Consider the following 13,578-nt stretch of genomic DNA (forward strand, 5'->3'; position numbering starts at 1 on the left):
AAAGAAAAGCAGCACAGGAGAAGACGCGATGACCGGAATGACAGGCTACGAGATGTTCTGGCCCATCATTGCCCACGCGGCGCTGGTCTATCTGCTCTATATGCTGCTCGGCTACCGCCGCCAGAAAATGCTGAAGTCGGGTAAGGTGCACGCCTCCGATTACCGCGAAAACCGTGGCGAGCCGACCGAAAGCCTGATCGTCAAGAACAGCCTGGCGAACCAGTACGAGCTGCCGGTGCTCTTCTACGCCTGCTGCATCCTGCTCTACATGACTGAGGCCGACAATCTGGTCGCGCTCGTGCTTGCTTGGATCTTCGTCGCCCTTCGCTATGTCCACGCCTTCGTCCATGTCACCAGCAACGATCTGCGCTACCGCAGCCCACTCTTTGCCGCCGGCTATGTCGTGCTTGGCCTCATGTGGGTTTGGCTGGCCGTCTGGATAATGTTCCCGAACGGCTGAAAGACGACGTCATTCAGAATTGCGAATCAGCCTCGTGCTGCCCTGCACGACGAGTGCGGGAAAAGGTAAGTACCATCGCCGTGTAGTCCACGGTGGCACAGTAAAATTACCCTCTCCCGCAGACCAAATCGGGGTGTATCGCCCCGATCTGCTTAAGCATTTTAGCATCGTTAGAATCCGACTTCGGCCGTTTACGAGTCGTGAACACCTGCATGTCATATCGGCCCACAGGCGCCGGCATGAACCACTTCCGTCGCTCCATATAGAAACAAATGGGAACGACATGAAGGTCGGAAGTTTGGATCGTATTGGCCTCCGCCGGAAGCCAAAACAGGAACGCAGTATCCAGAGGCTCGACCTCATTCTCACCGCCGCCGCGGCAATCATTGCCGAGAAGGGTGTGAGCGCGATGCGGATGACGGAGCTCGCCGTCGCCGCCAATGTGCCGATCGGTTCCGTCTATCAGTATTTTCCGGAGAAGGCCGCGGTCGTCAAAGCGCTGTTCGACCGCCACGCCTCAGCCATCCAGGCGAAGATCGCGGATGCCTTTGCCGCCGTGGAATCGCTCGACGGTGTGCTCGAGGCGGTCACCGCGACGGTCGATTGGCACTATGACGAGTACCGCAAGGACGCCGCCTGTCTCGGCATCTGGATGGGTACCGAGACTGACCAGGATTTGCTGAAGCTCAATATCGAACATGGCAAGCACGTCGCCGATATCTTCGAGGACACCATCCGCCGCGTCGCGCCGGAACTGGATGTCGCCGACCTGCAGGCGCGCACCTATCTGTTCAGCCATCTGATAGGCGCGTCGATCCGTCTCGCCGTTGTCAGCGAGCCTCGCCTCGCGGGCAGGATTCTGGACGAATGGAAGCGCGTGGTGCGCTCATCCTTCCTTTCGCCGGTGGGCTGACGGCTACCAGCTCGGAACGACGTTCGAGATCTTCAGGCGCGGCTGCACCCTGCCGTAGCCGTTCTTCAGCTCCGGCTCCAGATTGTCGTCGACGACGGCAGGCGTGATGTTGTCGAGGCAGGCGGTGATGTGGGCGGTGATCGCATTCATCAGCGAGATCGACACGCCCGGCCGCTTCATGATGCCGATCTGTACAGGCGGCAGCGCGGGGAAGCCGTCGGCCTGGCTCAGCACCTTCATGCCGGTGCGCAACGCCGATTCCGGCATCACCGAAACCGCCATGCCGGCAAGGACCGCCGCGGCAACAACCGTGCAGGACCAGCTCGTGAACAGGATCTGGTGCTCGCGCCCGACGGCATCGAGCGCCGAACAGGCGAGCTGCCGCCACTGGCAATCGCGCCGGCCGACGGCAAGCGGCACCGGCGCGTCGTCGCGGATCGGATGATTGGCGGAGGCCACCCAGCACAGCGGCTCGGTCCGCACCACGTCGGAGATGCGCTCGCGCGGATTGTGGGTCACCAGCGCAATATCGAGCTCGCCGCGATGCATGCGTTCTGCAAGGTCCACCGAGGGCTCGCAGACGATATAGAGCTCGACATTCGGATGCGTCTTTGCAAAGCGGCCGATGATCTCGGGCATGTAGCGATCGGCGTAATCGTCGGGCGTGCCGATGCGCAGCATGCCCTCCAGCCTGTTGTCGTCGAAGGCGGCGATTGCTTCGTTGTTGAGCCGGATGATGCGGCGCGCGTAGTTCAGGAGCTTCTCGCCCTCGACCGTCAGCCTGTTGCCGCGGCCGTCCTTGATGAAGAGCTGCTTGCCGACGCGCTCTTCCAGTCGGCGCATCTGCATGGAGACGGCGGATTGTGTCTTGTAGACCTTGTCGGCGGCCTTGGTGAAGCTGCCGGAATCGACAATGGCGATGAAGGTCTGCAACTGGTCAATATCAAGAGGCGCAGCCATGGGTCCACCTATAACGATCTCTGATGATAATCATTAGAAACATTCGTTGGACTGATCAATAGTCCTTTGGCATCTTCGGGATGCAAATCAATCAAAGTGATGGACCGGCTCCCTGCCTGTCCGCTTCCGATTTTCAGCCTGCTCCTCGCCCGCATGACCTCGCGGATGGGGTGGGTTGTTGCGCGCCAATGAAAGGATCATCCCATGCGCACGTCAGACCGGATACTGGAACTCGAATGCAACCCGCCCGTCGCAACGCTGTCGCAGCGAATCGCCAACGGCTTTGCAACGGTGACCTCCGTACTGCGCGTGTTTCGCAACCGTATGGAGATCAATGCGCTGCACGAGCTCGACGATAATCAGTTGAAGGATATCGGCCTCTCCAGGGCTGATCTCGATGCCGCTTTCCTGGCCTCGACCTTCTTCGAGGATCCATCGGATCATTTGACGCGATCCGCGCGCAAGCGTGGCCGCAACGCCGTCTTCCGGTCCCATATCGACTAGGGCCGGCCCAGTTTTCCCCGCAGGGTGATAGCCAATAGCCCTGCCATTTAACCCGGTGATCGGCCTTCCGGCCATCTCCGGGTTTTTTTACGCCTTTGGTTTGGAGACGGGCGGTGTCTGCGGTCGGTAAGTCTCGAAGATCGCTTCCATGCTCTTCTGGTAGCTCTTCTGCACCTCGAGCCCGCTGTCGAACATGGCGTTCAGCATGCCCATGTAGCTCTCGGCGGCACCCGGTTCTTCTTCCCGGGGCGCCGGCTGCGGGTCGGGCGCTGCGGTCTTGCCGAGATTGCCCATCATTTCCTGGAAAGCCTTGGCGAAAGGATTGTCGAGGAAGGGATTGTTAGGCGTCTGCTCCGGTGCCGGCTTCGGCACGCTGAACATCAGCTGCATCGCCTGCGTGAACGGATTGTCGAAGATGCTGGGCTCGGGCGCGGCGCGCTGCTTGGGCGCGAAGCCGGTGCTCTGACGAACGGATTGACAGGCGCGCCCATCTGTCCCGTCGTCTGCTTGAACAGCCCGCCCATCAGCGTATCAGCCATGACAGGCAGCATCTGCTTGTAGATCTCCTGGCCGATGCCGGTCACCTTGGCGGCCTGTTCGGCGACCGCGCGCGACACGTCCTTGGAACCGAAGAGCTGCGCCAGGATGTTGTTGCCGTCGGATATCCCCTGCGGCGTGAAGGCCTTGCTCATGTCTTCGAAGTATTTGCCGTAGTTGCCCGAGGCGACCGCCTGCATCAGCCCCATGAAGTCATAGGGATTGCTGGTGCTGCGCTTCAGCCCCGCCGAAAAGGCCGGCATCAATGCCGCCATGGCTTTGGTCGCCTGCTCCTGCGCCAGGTTGAACTGCTTGGAGATGGCGTCCATCGCCGCGCCGTTCTGCGCCTGCATCATCATGTCGAACAGTGGCAGCATGAAATCCTATTCCCGGTTTCGCGACGCATGGTTGCGCCAGTATAGCCGGAAATAGGAATGCGCAAACGGCTTTCTAGCGATGCGCCTAGTATTGATACTCGTCGAACACGGGTTCGACGGAGCCGTTCCAGCGGCCGTTGTAAAGCTTCAGCAGGTCGTCGGCGAGCGTCGATTTCTTCGCCAGGACCTCGTCGAGCGGCGCAAGGAAGATCGTCTCGTCCTGGCCATCGCGGTTGAGCTTGTTGCGCGATTTCAAGCCGGCCTTTGAAATGGCGATCACCTCGCGGGCTGTGTCGTAGAGCGCGTGGCCGCGGAAGCTCGCGTTCAGCCCCTCTGATGGCACGGCGTTGCGCAGTGCGTTCACCTCGTCGAAGGTCCAGTCCTTGGTCAGCTGGTCGGCGGCTTCCAGCGCCGCTTCATCATAGAGAAGGCCGACCCAGAATGCCGGCAGCGCGCAGATGCGACGCCACGGGCCGCCATCGGCGCCGCGCATTTCGAGGAAGCGCTTCAGGCGTACATCGGGGAAGAGGGTGGAAAGATGGTTCGTCCAGTCGCCCATCGTCGGCTCCCAGGCCGCGACTTCGCCCTTCAGCGCGCCGTTCATGAACTGGCGGAAGGTGACATGGGTACAGTCGTGGTAGCGGCCGTCGCGCACGATGAAGTACATCGGCACGTCGAGCGCCCATTCCGTATAGTCATGGAAGCCGAAATCGTCGCGGAAGGTGAAGTCGAGCAGGCCCGACCGACGGTTGTCGGTGTCGCGCCAGATGTCGCCGCGCCAGGACAGCAGGCCGTTCGGCTTGCCCTCGGTAAAGGGCGAGGCGGCAAACAGCGCCGTTGCCAGCGACTGCAGCTTCATCGAGACGCGCATCTTCTTGCGCATGTCGGCTTCCGAGGCGAAGTCGAGGTTCACCTGGATCGTGCAGGTGCGGTACATCATGTCCAGCCCCTTGGTGCCGACCTTCGGCATGTAGCGGCTCATGATCTCGTAGCGCGATTTCGGCATGACCGGCGTTTCGGCGAGTGTCCACTTCGGGCTGCCGCCGATGCCGAGGAAGCGGATGCCCATCGGCTCGGCGATCTCGCGCAGCGTCGCCAGATGCGAATTCGATTCCTTGCAGGTTTCGTGGATGGTTTCGAGCGGCGCGCCCGAGAGTTCGAACTGCCCGCCCGGCTCGATCGAGATCGCGCCCATGCCGTGCTGTTCGCCAAGCCCGATGATGTTGTCGCCGTCGAGGATCGGCTCCCAGCCGGACTTCACCTGCAGGCCCTTCAAAAGCGCAGAAATGCTTGCTTCGCCGGCATAGGGAACGGGGCTGTTGTCTGCACGGAAGAAGGCAAACTTCTCGTGCTCGGTACCGATACGGAACTTCTCCTTCGGCTTGTTTCCCGCCGCGAGGTAGTCGGTCATTTCCTGCACCGAAGAGAGCGGTGTCTGGTCGGTCGTATCGCGGGCCATGCAAGTTACCTGTATTCGGGAAAACGCCGGGATGTCCGGACGTGGAAAAGGCTGATTAGGGCCGCTCCCACGTATGTTGCAAGTGAAATCCTTTCAACGGTCCATCAAAAAAATAGCACCGATTTTCGTGACGGGTCGAAAGGAGGGTTAATTCCAATCGCCGATCGCCGCCTGGATCACTGCCATGGCCGCCACTGCTGCCGTGTCCGCGCGCAGGATGCGCGGCCCGAGCGGGATGGCGGTGACGAAATCGAGACCGCGCAGCCGGGTACGTTCCTCCTCCGAAAAGCCGCCTTCCGGCCCAACAAGCAAAGCGAGCTTCCGTTCCTTGATCGATGACAGAAGCGGCAGCGGATTTTGCCCGGCATCGCCCTCGTCGCAATAGATGATGCGCCGCTCGCCCGGCCAGCCGTCGAGAAGGTCGAACAGGCGAACCGGCTCGGCCACCTCGGGAATGCCGAGAATGCCGCATTGTTCGGCCGCCTCGATCACGTTGGCGCGCAGCTTGTCGAGATTGGTGATCTTGCCCTGCACATGTTGGGTCATGACCGGCTGCAGCACGCCGGCCCCCATCTCGACCGCCTTCTGCACGAGATAGTCGAGCCGCCCGACTTTCAGTGGGGCAAAGAGATAGTGGAGGTCGGCAGGCGCCGGCTGCTGCCGAGTCTGCTCCTCGGGCACGATCATGATGCGCTTGCGGGTCGGAAAAGAAAGATTGGCCTTCCACTCGCCGTCACGGCCGTTGAAGACGAGGATCTCCGCGCCATCGGTCATGCGCAGCACGTTTGCGAGATAGTTGAATTGCTCCGAGGTCGCTTCAGCCGCTACGCCCTGCGAGAGCGGGGCGGCGACAAACAGCCTTTGCATCCGAAAATTGGCGCGCATCGATAGGTCCTGATCAAACGAAGAGCGCGAACATAATCCAATAGATCACGGCCGCAAGTGTCGCCGAGATGGGCACGGTGACGACCCAGGCGGCAAGGATTGACATGACGTGCGAGCGCCGCACGAGATAGCGCCGACGCACCTCGTAGGTATTGGGATCATCAGGCTCCTCGATCATCCAGACCTCGGCCTTGCGCCGCATGTATTCGATCCGCCGCTTGGAATTGCGCGTGTACCATTCGCGGAAGAAACCGACGCCGAAGACCGAGCCGACGGCGATATGAGTGGTACTGACCGGCATGCCGAGCCAAGAGGCCACGATGACGGTGAGCGCCGTCGACAGCGCGACGCAATAGGCGCGCATCGGGTTCAGCTTGGTGATCTGCTCGCCCACCAGACGGATCAGGCGCGGGCCGAACAGAAGCAAACCCACGGAAATCCCGAAGGCGCCGATCAGCATCACCCACAGCGGCGGCCCGCCGGCATCACCCAGCGGATGGCCGATGGCGACCCGCACGATCGCAGAGAGCGGCCCCACGGCGTTCGACACGTCGTTTGCCCCATGCGCGAAGGACAGCAGCGCCGCCGATCCGATCAGCGGCAGCTGGAACAGCACGCGCAGCGAACTGTTGCGGTTCTCGAGATCGCGCGACTGCCGCCGCACGAACGGCTTCGCGATGAACCATCCCAGCACGCCCATCATCAAACCGAAGAGCAGGATCACCGGCGATGAGAAACGCCCGGCGCTTGCCAGCTGCAGCATCATGTAGGAGGCAAAGCCGCCGATCATTAAGGCGATCAGCACCGGCACCCAGCGCCGGGCTGCGGCGATCTTGTCTTGTCGATAGATGATCAGCGTCTTGACGAGATAGAGCAGTCCCGCCGCGATCACACCGCCAAGCAGGGGTGAAGTTATCCAGGCGATGGTGATCTCGAGCATGACGTGCCAGTTGATCGGCCCGGACCCAACGGCGCCAAAGCCGGCGCCGATCACCGCGCCGACGATCGCGTGCGTGGTCGAAACCGGGGCATTCATCCAGGTCGCCAGGTTGATCCACAGCGCCGCCGCCATCAGCGCTGCCATCATGATCCAGCTGAGCGTTCCCGCCGGCACCTGCGAGGCATCAATGATGCTGGACGAAATCGTCCTCACCACCTCGCCACCTGATATCGTCGCGCCCAGAATTTCGAAGATCGCAGCAATGACAAGCGCCTGCGCCATGGTCATTGCACGCGCACCCACGGCGGCGCCGACGTTGTTGGTCACGTCGTTGGCACCGATGTTCATCGCCATATAGGCGGCAAGGGCTGCCGCGGCGATGACAAGGCCGGCTCCAGGGCGGTCGAAGACGTAGACGCCGGAAAACAGCATCGCCAACCCGAGAAAGACGAGCCCGATACCCGGCGCCACCAGCTTGCGCGAAACGTACTTCGCCGCGTCCTCGACATGCATCAGCTTGTCGAGGTCCTTGTCGAGCGTTCGTTTCGTGAGGACGGGTGGGCGTTCGGGCATGCTGTTCCTTGTGACTGAATCCTGCTTTTGCGCCGCAAAGTCTAGCAGCGCAAGATGGCAGCAATCATTCAGCCGGAATCTGCTTGCGCGGCTCGGTCGAAAGCTCTTCCGTCATACGGCGCTTGAAGAGCAGGAAGAGGTTGCGAAGCTCGGGTTCGCGAACCCGCTTTACCGCCTCGTCGCAGGAAACCCACTCGACCTTGCGCTCGCCCTTTTCCTTGAAGTTCTTGGCGATGTCGGAAACCTCGAGCGCATAGACCTGCACCTTGCAGTTCACCTTGAGCCCGTTCTTCAGCACCTTCGGATAATGGTAGGCGCCGATCGTCTGCTTTTCGACGATCCCGCGCACGCCGGCTTCCTCATAAGCCTCCTGAGCGGCGACTTCGTATGAATGCCGGCGATCCATCGGCCAGCCCTTGGGAATGACCCAGCGACCGGTGTCGCGGCTCGTCATCAGCAGAACCTCAACCTCGTTGCTCTTTTTCTTCAGCCGATAGCAGAGCGCAGCATATTGCTGGCGCGGCGGGCGCCGGAACATGAGCTGCACGTCGGATGCCAGTCGGGCGAGAAGAGTCAACGGTCGGGTCACCTTTCCAATCAGTTCATTGAGTCGGCTATATTAGTATCAGCTGGAAAACTTGCGCGATCCATACGCATTTCAAGTTTTCCCCTTTGGATTGATAGATATCAATAGTCGGATTTCGTCCTGCTTCGAGACGCAAAATCGTCGCAAGCTGTTCCGATTGCGTCTTTTGCACAGGTGTTCATTATGGGCATCACTTGCATTTCGATCAAGGATCGCGCCATGTCGGGCGGCAATATATCGGCACTATGGTAATTATGCGTCTACCTCCCCTAAACGCGCTCCGCGCCTTCGAGGCTGTTTGTCGCCACGGCAGCGTTTTGAAAGCGGCCGAAGAACTCGGTGTCGTGCGTGGCGCGGTTCGCCAGCAGATCGCCACGCTCGAGGCGCATTTCGGCGTCACCCTGTTCGAACGCTCCGGCGGGCGCCTTGTTCCCACGTCGAAAAGCCTGAGGCTTGCCGATGCCGCCAGCACCGCGCTCGCCATCATCAAGCGTGCATCGCAGGAATTCCAGTCGGAGGGGCAGGAGCGCATTCGGCTCGGCGTGCCGTCCGCCTTTGCAATATGGTGGCTGATGCCGCGCCTTGCAATGCTGCAGGCGGCGATGGGACCGGTCGAGATCGATATCGTGCCGATGACGGTGGTCGAGCAGCTGTCCGCGCATCCCGAACTCGATGCGGTGATCATGGGCGGCGAGTATCGCCCGGCATCAGGTGTCACCGCGATCCGTTTCATGAACGACGAGTTCGGCCCCGTCGCCACGCCCATGATCGCCAGGGAGATTCTAGGCAACCCAGCCGCCATGGCAGGAACTACCTGCCTCGCAAGCCGTAGCGCGCCCTCTCTGTGGAACGAATGGTTTTCGGAAAGCGGCACGCCGCGCGTCGCATTCCAGCGCAGCCAAACCTTCGAGGACCTGCTTCTGGCGATCGCCGCTGCCCGCTCCGGGCTCGGTGTCGCGCTTGCGCCGCGCGCGTCTATCGAGGATGACCTGCGGCGGAATCTTCTCGTGGCACCCTACGGCTTCGTCAGTCGCCTGGCCGGCTATAGCCTCTGCTGCCGCAACGCGGATCTGAAGCGGCCTGCCCATGTTGCGTTGCGCGAATGGCTTCAAGACGCCGGCTCAAACGCATAGGGCAGATTTTCTGTCCCTTCGGCAGAAATTCATCCATGGTCTCCAAACGCCGCGCCGTCTACCAAGATGCGGGAGCGAGAAGGATGGAACCATGCAAAAAAATGCCACCCGCATCGAATGGATCGGCGACAGCTGCCGGTTGCTGAAGGCGACGGCCGCGGAATTCGAAGCGACCAGACCGTTTAAGGGCCTCACCATCGGCACCGGCATTCATCTGGAGCCGAAGACGGTGGCGCTCTTGATGACGCTGAAGGCCGGCGGCGCCCGGCTGGTCTGCACCGGCAACCTCAACAGCACTCAGCCCTCCACGGTCGAGTTTCTCCGGTCGGAGGGGATCGACGTCTTCGCCACGCAGACGACCGATCCCGTCGCCCACCGAAACAGCCTGGAAGCGGTGATCGCCGAAAAGCCCGATCTGCTGCTCGACAATGGCGGTGATCTCTTCGCCATCGCCGCCGAAAAGCCCTATGCCAATCTGCTCGGCGGCACCGAGGAGACGACCTCCGGCCGCACGCGCCTGCTGCCGATGCGCGGCAGGCTTTCCATGCCGATCCTGGTGATCAACGACAGCCCCATCAAGCAGTTCGCCGAGAACCGTCATGCGGTCGGCCAGAGCCTGTTCGAAAGCTACATGCGCTTCACCAACCGCTCGACCAACGGCAAGCGCGTCACTGTCTTCGGCTACGGCGCCTGCGGCAAGGGCACCGCCGCCTGCTTCCGCAATGCCTTCGCGCGTGTCAGCGTCGTCGATATCGATCCGGTGACAGCACTTGAGGCGCATCTGGATGGCTTCAACACGCCGCTGCGCGAACAGGCGATCCGCAGCGCCGACGTGCTGGTGACGGTGACGGGCTTTGCCGATATCGTCACGGCGGCCGACCTGCCGCTGATCAAGAATGGCGCCATCCTCATGAACGGCGGCCACTTCCCGCACGAGATCGACGTGGCCGCCTTCCGCGACCATCCCGATGTCATCCGTATCGATCGTTACGAGGCCGACCACATCGAGACCTTCCATCTGCGCGATGGCCGTTCCTTCCATGTGCTCGGCGGTGGCCACATGGCCAATCTCGCCGGACCGCGCCCGCTCGGCAATTCGGTGGAATCGATGGATCTCGGCTTCACCCTGCAGGCGCGCTGCCTCGAACTGGTGGCCCGCCGCGCCGTCGGCCCCGAGGCCTGCATCGTGCCGGTTCCCAAGGAGATCGACGCCATGGTGGCAAGCGCCTATCTCGATCTGGCACGCTGAGCCGCAATCAATCGATCTCGACCACCAGCTTTCCTTGCGCCTGCCGGTTCTCGATCAACGCATGCGCTTCGGCGGCGTCGGCAAGCGTGAAACGCCGCGCGTCCAGCCTCGGGACCAGCTTGCCGGTCTCTGCAAGCCGGGCGACCTCCCGCAGGATTTCGCCATGGTGGTCTCGCCCTTCGCCCGAAAGCAGTGGTAGCAGCGTGAACACGCCGGAATAGCTGGCCGCCTTGAAGGAAAGCGGTGCCAGCGCGTGCGTGCCCCAGCCGAGCGCGCTGACGACATGCCCGAACTTGCCGACCGCCTTGAACGCCGTATCCAGCCCCGCTCCACCAACCGTGTCATAGACCACGTCGAACCCGCGCCCGCCGGTATGGGCCGCGACGTAGTCTTCAACCGATTGCGTGTCACGGTCGATCGCCGTCGCACCGAGGCCTCGGAGATAATCGGCCTTGGAAGCGCTGTCGACCGCATAAACGTCGGCGCCGATGGCTTTGGCGATCTGCACCGCCACATGGCCGACGCCGCCTCCGCCGCCGAGCACCAGTACCCGTTGTCCGGCCCTGACCGCGGCGCGGTCGATCAGGCCTTCCCAGGCGGTGATCGCGATCAGCGGCAAGGCAGCCGCCTCGCGCATCGAAAGATTGTGCGGCTTCCTTGATATCAGGCGGGCATCCACGGCGGCGAATTCCGCCAGCGATCCCTGGATGCCGCCCACCCCGCCCGTCATGCCGTAGACCTCGTCGCCGCGGCGAAAGCCGGTTACGCCGTCGCCTACGGCCTCCACGGTGCCGGCGAGATCGATGCCGAGAACAGCGGGCAGGGGATGCCGCGCATGGGCGGCGTTTCCGGCGCGGATCTTGGTATCGAGCGGGTTGACCCCGCTCGCCCTGATCCGCACCAGAACCTCGTCCGGACCCGCCTGAGGCTTTTCTATCTCGGTCATCCTGAATGCGGCTGCCGGTGCATCCACGATCAGTGCGGTCATGCTCGTCTTCTCTGCCATGGAACTCTCCTTTGGTTCTGATGCCGAAAAGATGCGCCGTTGAAGCGTGAATGAAAATCAACGATATTGATCGAAACTCATGCATTTTTGTTTGGATGCCGACGATGGAATGGAGCGATCTGAAACTGTTTCTGGCGATCGCGCGATCCGGCACACTCGGCGCCGCCGCACGCTATCTCGGCCTGACCCAGCCCACAATGGGCCGCCGCCTGCGGGCGCTGGAGCAGGCGCTCGGCCAGACGCTGTTTCAGCGCACGCCGGACGGCTTCGTGCTGACCGATGAGGGCCACGCCGCGTTAGCCCGCGCCGAGCGCATGGAAGAGGAGGCGCTTGGTCTTGAGCGTGAACTGGCCGGCACCGGGCGCGGGGTAAGCGGCTTCCTGCGGCTCTCCTCGTCCGATTGGTTCGGTATCCATCTGCTCTCGCCCGTGCTGGCGGAATTCTCGGCGGCCCATCCAGGGGTGGTGATCGAGCTTCTCACCGACAGCCGCCTGCTCAGCCTTTCCCGGCGCGAGGCTGATCTGGTCTTTCGCATCGCGCCTTTCACCGAGCCCGACGTGATCTCACGCAAGCTGCTGCACATCGACTACGGGCTCTACATCAGGAAGGGTGCGGAGCATCCTGAGGCCAGCAAGGGCAGGGGCGCGCGGTTGCTTACCATGGATGAAGCCTTCGGCGGCATGGCCGATGTCGCCTGGCTGAAACGCATGCTGCCGCAGGCCGATATCGCCATGCGCAGCAACAACCGCGATGTCCAGGCCGCGCTCTGCGCCGGCGGCGCTGGCCTTGCCGTGCTGCCACGTCCGCTTGGAGATTCCATTTCGGCCATCGAGCGTGTGGATCTGGGCGAGCCGCCGCCCGGCCGCGATACCTGGGTGGGCTATCACCACGACCTTAAACGCCTGCAGCGCCTGCGCCTGTTGCTCGATCTCGTCATCGACAGGCTGGCGCGTTAGGGCAATTCCAGGAAAGGCGTGAGGCAGTTTCCGTTCGGAACTGCTTTGGTCTCAGCGCTCCCAATAAGGCACCGGCCCGTAGAGCTCGGCGAGATAGTCGATGAACAGCCGCACCTTGGCCGGCAGGAACTGGCGGCTTGGATAGACGGCCGAGAGCGCCACGTTGCGGGAGCCCTCATAGGCCGGCAGCACCTGCACCAGCCGGCCGCTTTTCAGTTCCGCGCCGATATCCCAGGTGGACCGTAGCGCGATGCCGAGACCGGCAATCACCGCCTCGCGGATGACTTCGCTGGAATTGGTGATCAGCATCCCCTCCGGCCGTAGCGACAGCGCTCCTCCCGGCCCTTCCAGCCGCCAGATGTCGCCATTATGGGCGGGAAGGCAGCGGTGCTGCTTCAGATCCTCGATCGTCCCGGGCACGCCATTGGCCGCAAGATAATCCGGGGCGGCGCAGAGGACGCGGCGCACCGGCGCCAGCCGCCGCGCCACGAGGCTGGAATCGGTGAGCTCGGCAATACGGATCGCCAGATCGAAACCGCCGCCGATGATGTCGCTGAACTCGTCACTGAGCACGAGGTTGATGGTGAGCTCGGGATGCGCATCCATGAAGCGCTTGAGCTGCGGCGCGATGTGCATGCGCCCGAACGAGGTCGGGGCCGAGATCTTCAGCGTCCCGTGCATCTGCGCCGAGGTTCCCGCGATAAAGAACTCCGCTTCCTCCAGACCGGCCAGGATGGCGAGCACACGGTCGTAGAATCCCTGACCGGCCTCCGTGAGCGAGATCTGCCGCGTCGTCCGCTGCAGCAGCCGCGTTCCCAGCCGTTCTTCAAGCCGCTTGATGCGCTTGGAAACGACGGCCGGCGAGAAGCCCAGAGCCCGCCCGGCAAGCGACATGCTTCCCGTCGAGACGACTTTGGCGAAGATTTCGAGATCACCGAGATTTGTCATGGAATTGCGATCGTTTTCCCTTTTTGACATAAGTGCTTAGCATTTGCGCCAAAATCGGGAAAGTGCTAAGCCGGATTGGCTGGCAGCACGGA

The 13,578-nt window shown here is 62.2% G+C and carries 13 protein-coding genes and 1 pseudogene; 6 read left to right on the forward strand and 8 right to left on the reverse strand.

The genetic code is table 11. The annotated features are described in order from the left end of the window. Positions 1 to 37 precede the first annotated feature (37 nt). Positions 38 to 460: an MAPEG family protein gene (locus tag QTL95_RS11300; RefSeq protein ID WP_289720355.1), complete on the forward strand. Its 423-nt coding sequence runs from the start codon at positions 38 to 40 to the stop codon at positions 458 to 460. 283 nt (positions 461 to 743) lie between these two features. Continuing rightward, positions 744 to 1,373 carry a TetR/AcrR family transcriptional regulator gene (locus tag QTL95_RS11305; protein WP_289720057.1) on the forward strand — a complete coding sequence of 210 codons (630 nt, stop codon included), beginning with the start codon at positions 744 to 746 and terminating at the stop codon, positions 1,371 to 1,373. Positions 1,374 to 1,376: 3 nt separating this feature from the next. Here QTL95_RS11305 and QTL95_RS11310 read toward each other — a convergent pair whose 3' ends face one another. Next, positions 1,377 to 2,333, reverse strand: a complete 957-nt coding sequence (locus QTL95_RS11310; protein ID WP_289720058.1) for a LysR substrate-binding domain-containing protein — start codon at positions 2,331 to 2,333, stop codon at positions 1,377 to 1,379. 204 nt (positions 2,334 to 2,537) lie between these two features. Between QTL95_RS11310 and QTL95_RS11315 the strand changes: the two genes are divergently transcribed. Next, the gene (locus tag QTL95_RS11315; RefSeq protein ID WP_289720059.1) at positions 2,538 to 2,837 is read left to right on the forward strand and encodes a DUF1127 domain-containing protein; all 300 of its coding nucleotides are present in this window, start codon (positions 2,538 to 2,540) and stop codon (positions 2,835 to 2,837) included. A gap of 87 nt (positions 2,838 to 2,924) precedes the next feature. Here the strand turns inward: QTL95_RS11315 and QTL95_RS11320 are convergent. The 5 genes and pseudogenes from QTL95_RS11320 to QTL95_RS11340 form a co-directional block, all read right to left on the reverse strand. Continuing rightward, positions 2,925 to 3,751 (reverse strand): annotated as a pseudogene (locus QTL95_RS11320) (DUF937 domain-containing protein). Positions 3,752 to 3,836: 85 nt separating this feature from the next. Beyond that, positions 3,837 to 5,210, reverse strand: a complete 1,374-nt coding sequence (locus QTL95_RS11325; protein WP_289720060.1) for a glutamate--cysteine ligase — start codon at positions 5,208 to 5,210, stop codon at positions 3,837 to 3,839. A 147-nt stretch (positions 5,211 to 5,357) separates the two neighbouring features. Continuing rightward, positions 5,358 to 6,095: a 16S rRNA (uracil(1498)-N(3))-methyltransferase gene (locus QTL95_RS11330; RefSeq protein WP_289720061.1), complete on the reverse strand. Its 738-nt coding sequence runs from the start codon at positions 6,093 to 6,095 to the stop codon at positions 5,358 to 5,360. Between the two features lie 13 nt (positions 6,096 to 6,108). Then, positions 6,109 to 7,608 carry an inorganic phosphate transporter gene (locus tag QTL95_RS11335; RefSeq protein ID WP_289720062.1) on the reverse strand — a complete coding sequence of 500 codons (1,500 nt, stop codon included), beginning with the start codon at positions 7,606 to 7,608 and terminating at the stop codon, positions 6,109 to 6,111. Positions 7,609 to 7,672: 64 nt separating this feature from the next. After that, on the reverse strand, positions 7,673 to 8,185 hold the full coding sequence (locus QTL95_RS11340) for an NUDIX hydrolase (protein ID WP_289720063.1): 513 nt from the start codon (positions 8,183 to 8,185) through the stop codon (positions 7,673 to 7,675). 263 nt (positions 8,186 to 8,448) lie between these two features. On the opposite strand from QTL95_RS11340, the gene QTL95_RS11345 reads away from it, so the two are divergent. Next, positions 8,449 to 9,327 carry a LysR substrate-binding domain-containing protein gene (locus QTL95_RS11345; RefSeq protein WP_289720356.1) on the forward strand — a complete coding sequence of 293 codons (879 nt, stop codon included), beginning with the start codon at positions 8,449 to 8,451 and terminating at the stop codon, positions 9,325 to 9,327. A 91-nt stretch (positions 9,328 to 9,418) separates the two neighbouring features. Further along, positions 9,419 to 10,576 (forward strand): adenosylhomocysteinase, encoded by a 1,158-nt coding sequence (locus QTL95_RS11350; RefSeq protein WP_289720064.1) that lies wholly within the window; start codon positions 9,419 to 9,421, stop codon positions 10,574 to 10,576. A 7-nt stretch (positions 10,577 to 10,583) separates the two neighbouring features. Here the strand turns inward: QTL95_RS11350 and QTL95_RS11355 are convergent, their stop codons facing one another. Beyond that, on the reverse strand, positions 10,584 to 11,582 hold the full coding sequence (locus tag QTL95_RS11355; protein ID WP_289720065.1) for a zinc-dependent alcohol dehydrogenase family protein: 999 nt from the start codon (positions 11,580 to 11,582) through the stop codon (positions 10,584 to 10,586). 104 nt (positions 11,583 to 11,686) lie between these two features. On the opposite strand from QTL95_RS11355, the gene QTL95_RS11360 reads away from it, so the two are divergent. Continuing rightward, a complete protein-coding gene (locus QTL95_RS11360) occupies positions 11,687 to 12,538 on the forward strand; it encodes a LysR family transcriptional regulator (RefSeq protein WP_289720066.1) in 852 nt (283 codons plus the stop codon). Positions 12,539 to 12,589: 51 nt separating this feature from the next. Here the strand turns inward: QTL95_RS11360 and QTL95_RS11365 are convergent, their stop codons facing one another. Then, entirely contained in the window at positions 12,590 to 13,486 is an 897-nt protein-coding gene (locus QTL95_RS11365) for a LysR family transcriptional regulator (protein WP_289720067.1), read from the reverse strand. Positions 13,487 to 13,578 lie beyond the last annotated feature (92 nt).

The sequence above is a fragment of the Rhizobium sp. S152 genome (genome assembly GCF_030380735.1).
Lineage (GTDB): Bacteria > Pseudomonadota > Alphaproteobacteria > Rhizobiales > Rhizobiaceae > Rhizobium.

Coding starts and splice junctions, on each gene's coding strand:
- QTL95_RS11300 (WP_289720355.1), top strand. CDS start 38: ATGACAGGCTACGAGATGTTCTGGCCCATCATTGCCCACGCGGCGCTG.
- QTL95_RS11305 (WP_289720057.1), top strand. CDS start 744: ATGAAGGTCGGAAGTTTGGATCGTATTGGCCTCCGCCGGAAGCCAAAA.
- QTL95_RS11310 (WP_289720058.1), bottom strand. CDS start 2,333: ATGGCTGCGCCTCTTGATATTGACCAGTTGCAGACCTTCATCGCCATT.
- QTL95_RS11315 (WP_289720059.1), top strand. CDS start 2,538: ATGCGCACGTCAGACCGGATACTGGAACTCGAATGCAACCCGCCCGTC.
- QTL95_RS11325 (WP_289720060.1), bottom strand. CDS start 5,210: ATGGCCCGCGATACGACCGACCAGACACCGCTCTCTTCGGTGCAGGAA.
- QTL95_RS11330 (WP_289720061.1), bottom strand. CDS start 6,095: ATGCGCGCCAATTTTCGGATGCAAAGGCTGTTTGTCGCCGCCCCGCTC.
- QTL95_RS11335 (WP_289720062.1), bottom strand. CDS start 7,608: ATGCCCGAACGCCCACCCGTCCTCACGAAACGAACGCTCGACAAGGAC.
- QTL95_RS11345 (WP_289720356.1), top strand. CDS start 8,449: ATGCGTCTACCTCCCCTAAACGCGCTCCGCGCCTTCGAGGCTGTTTGT.
- QTL95_RS11350 (WP_289720064.1), top strand. CDS start 9,419: ATGCAAAAAAATGCCACCCGCATCGAATGGATCGGCGACAGCTGCCGG.
- QTL95_RS11355 (WP_289720065.1), bottom strand. CDS start 11,582: ATGGCAGAGAAGACGAGCATGACCGCACTGATCGTGGATGCACCGGCA.
- QTL95_RS11360 (WP_289720066.1), top strand. CDS start 11,687: ATGGAATGGAGCGATCTGAAACTGTTTCTGGCGATCGCGCGATCCGGC.
- QTL95_RS11365 (WP_289720067.1), bottom strand. CDS start 13,486: ATGACAAATCTCGGTGATCTCGAAATCTTCGCCAAAGTCGTCTCGACG.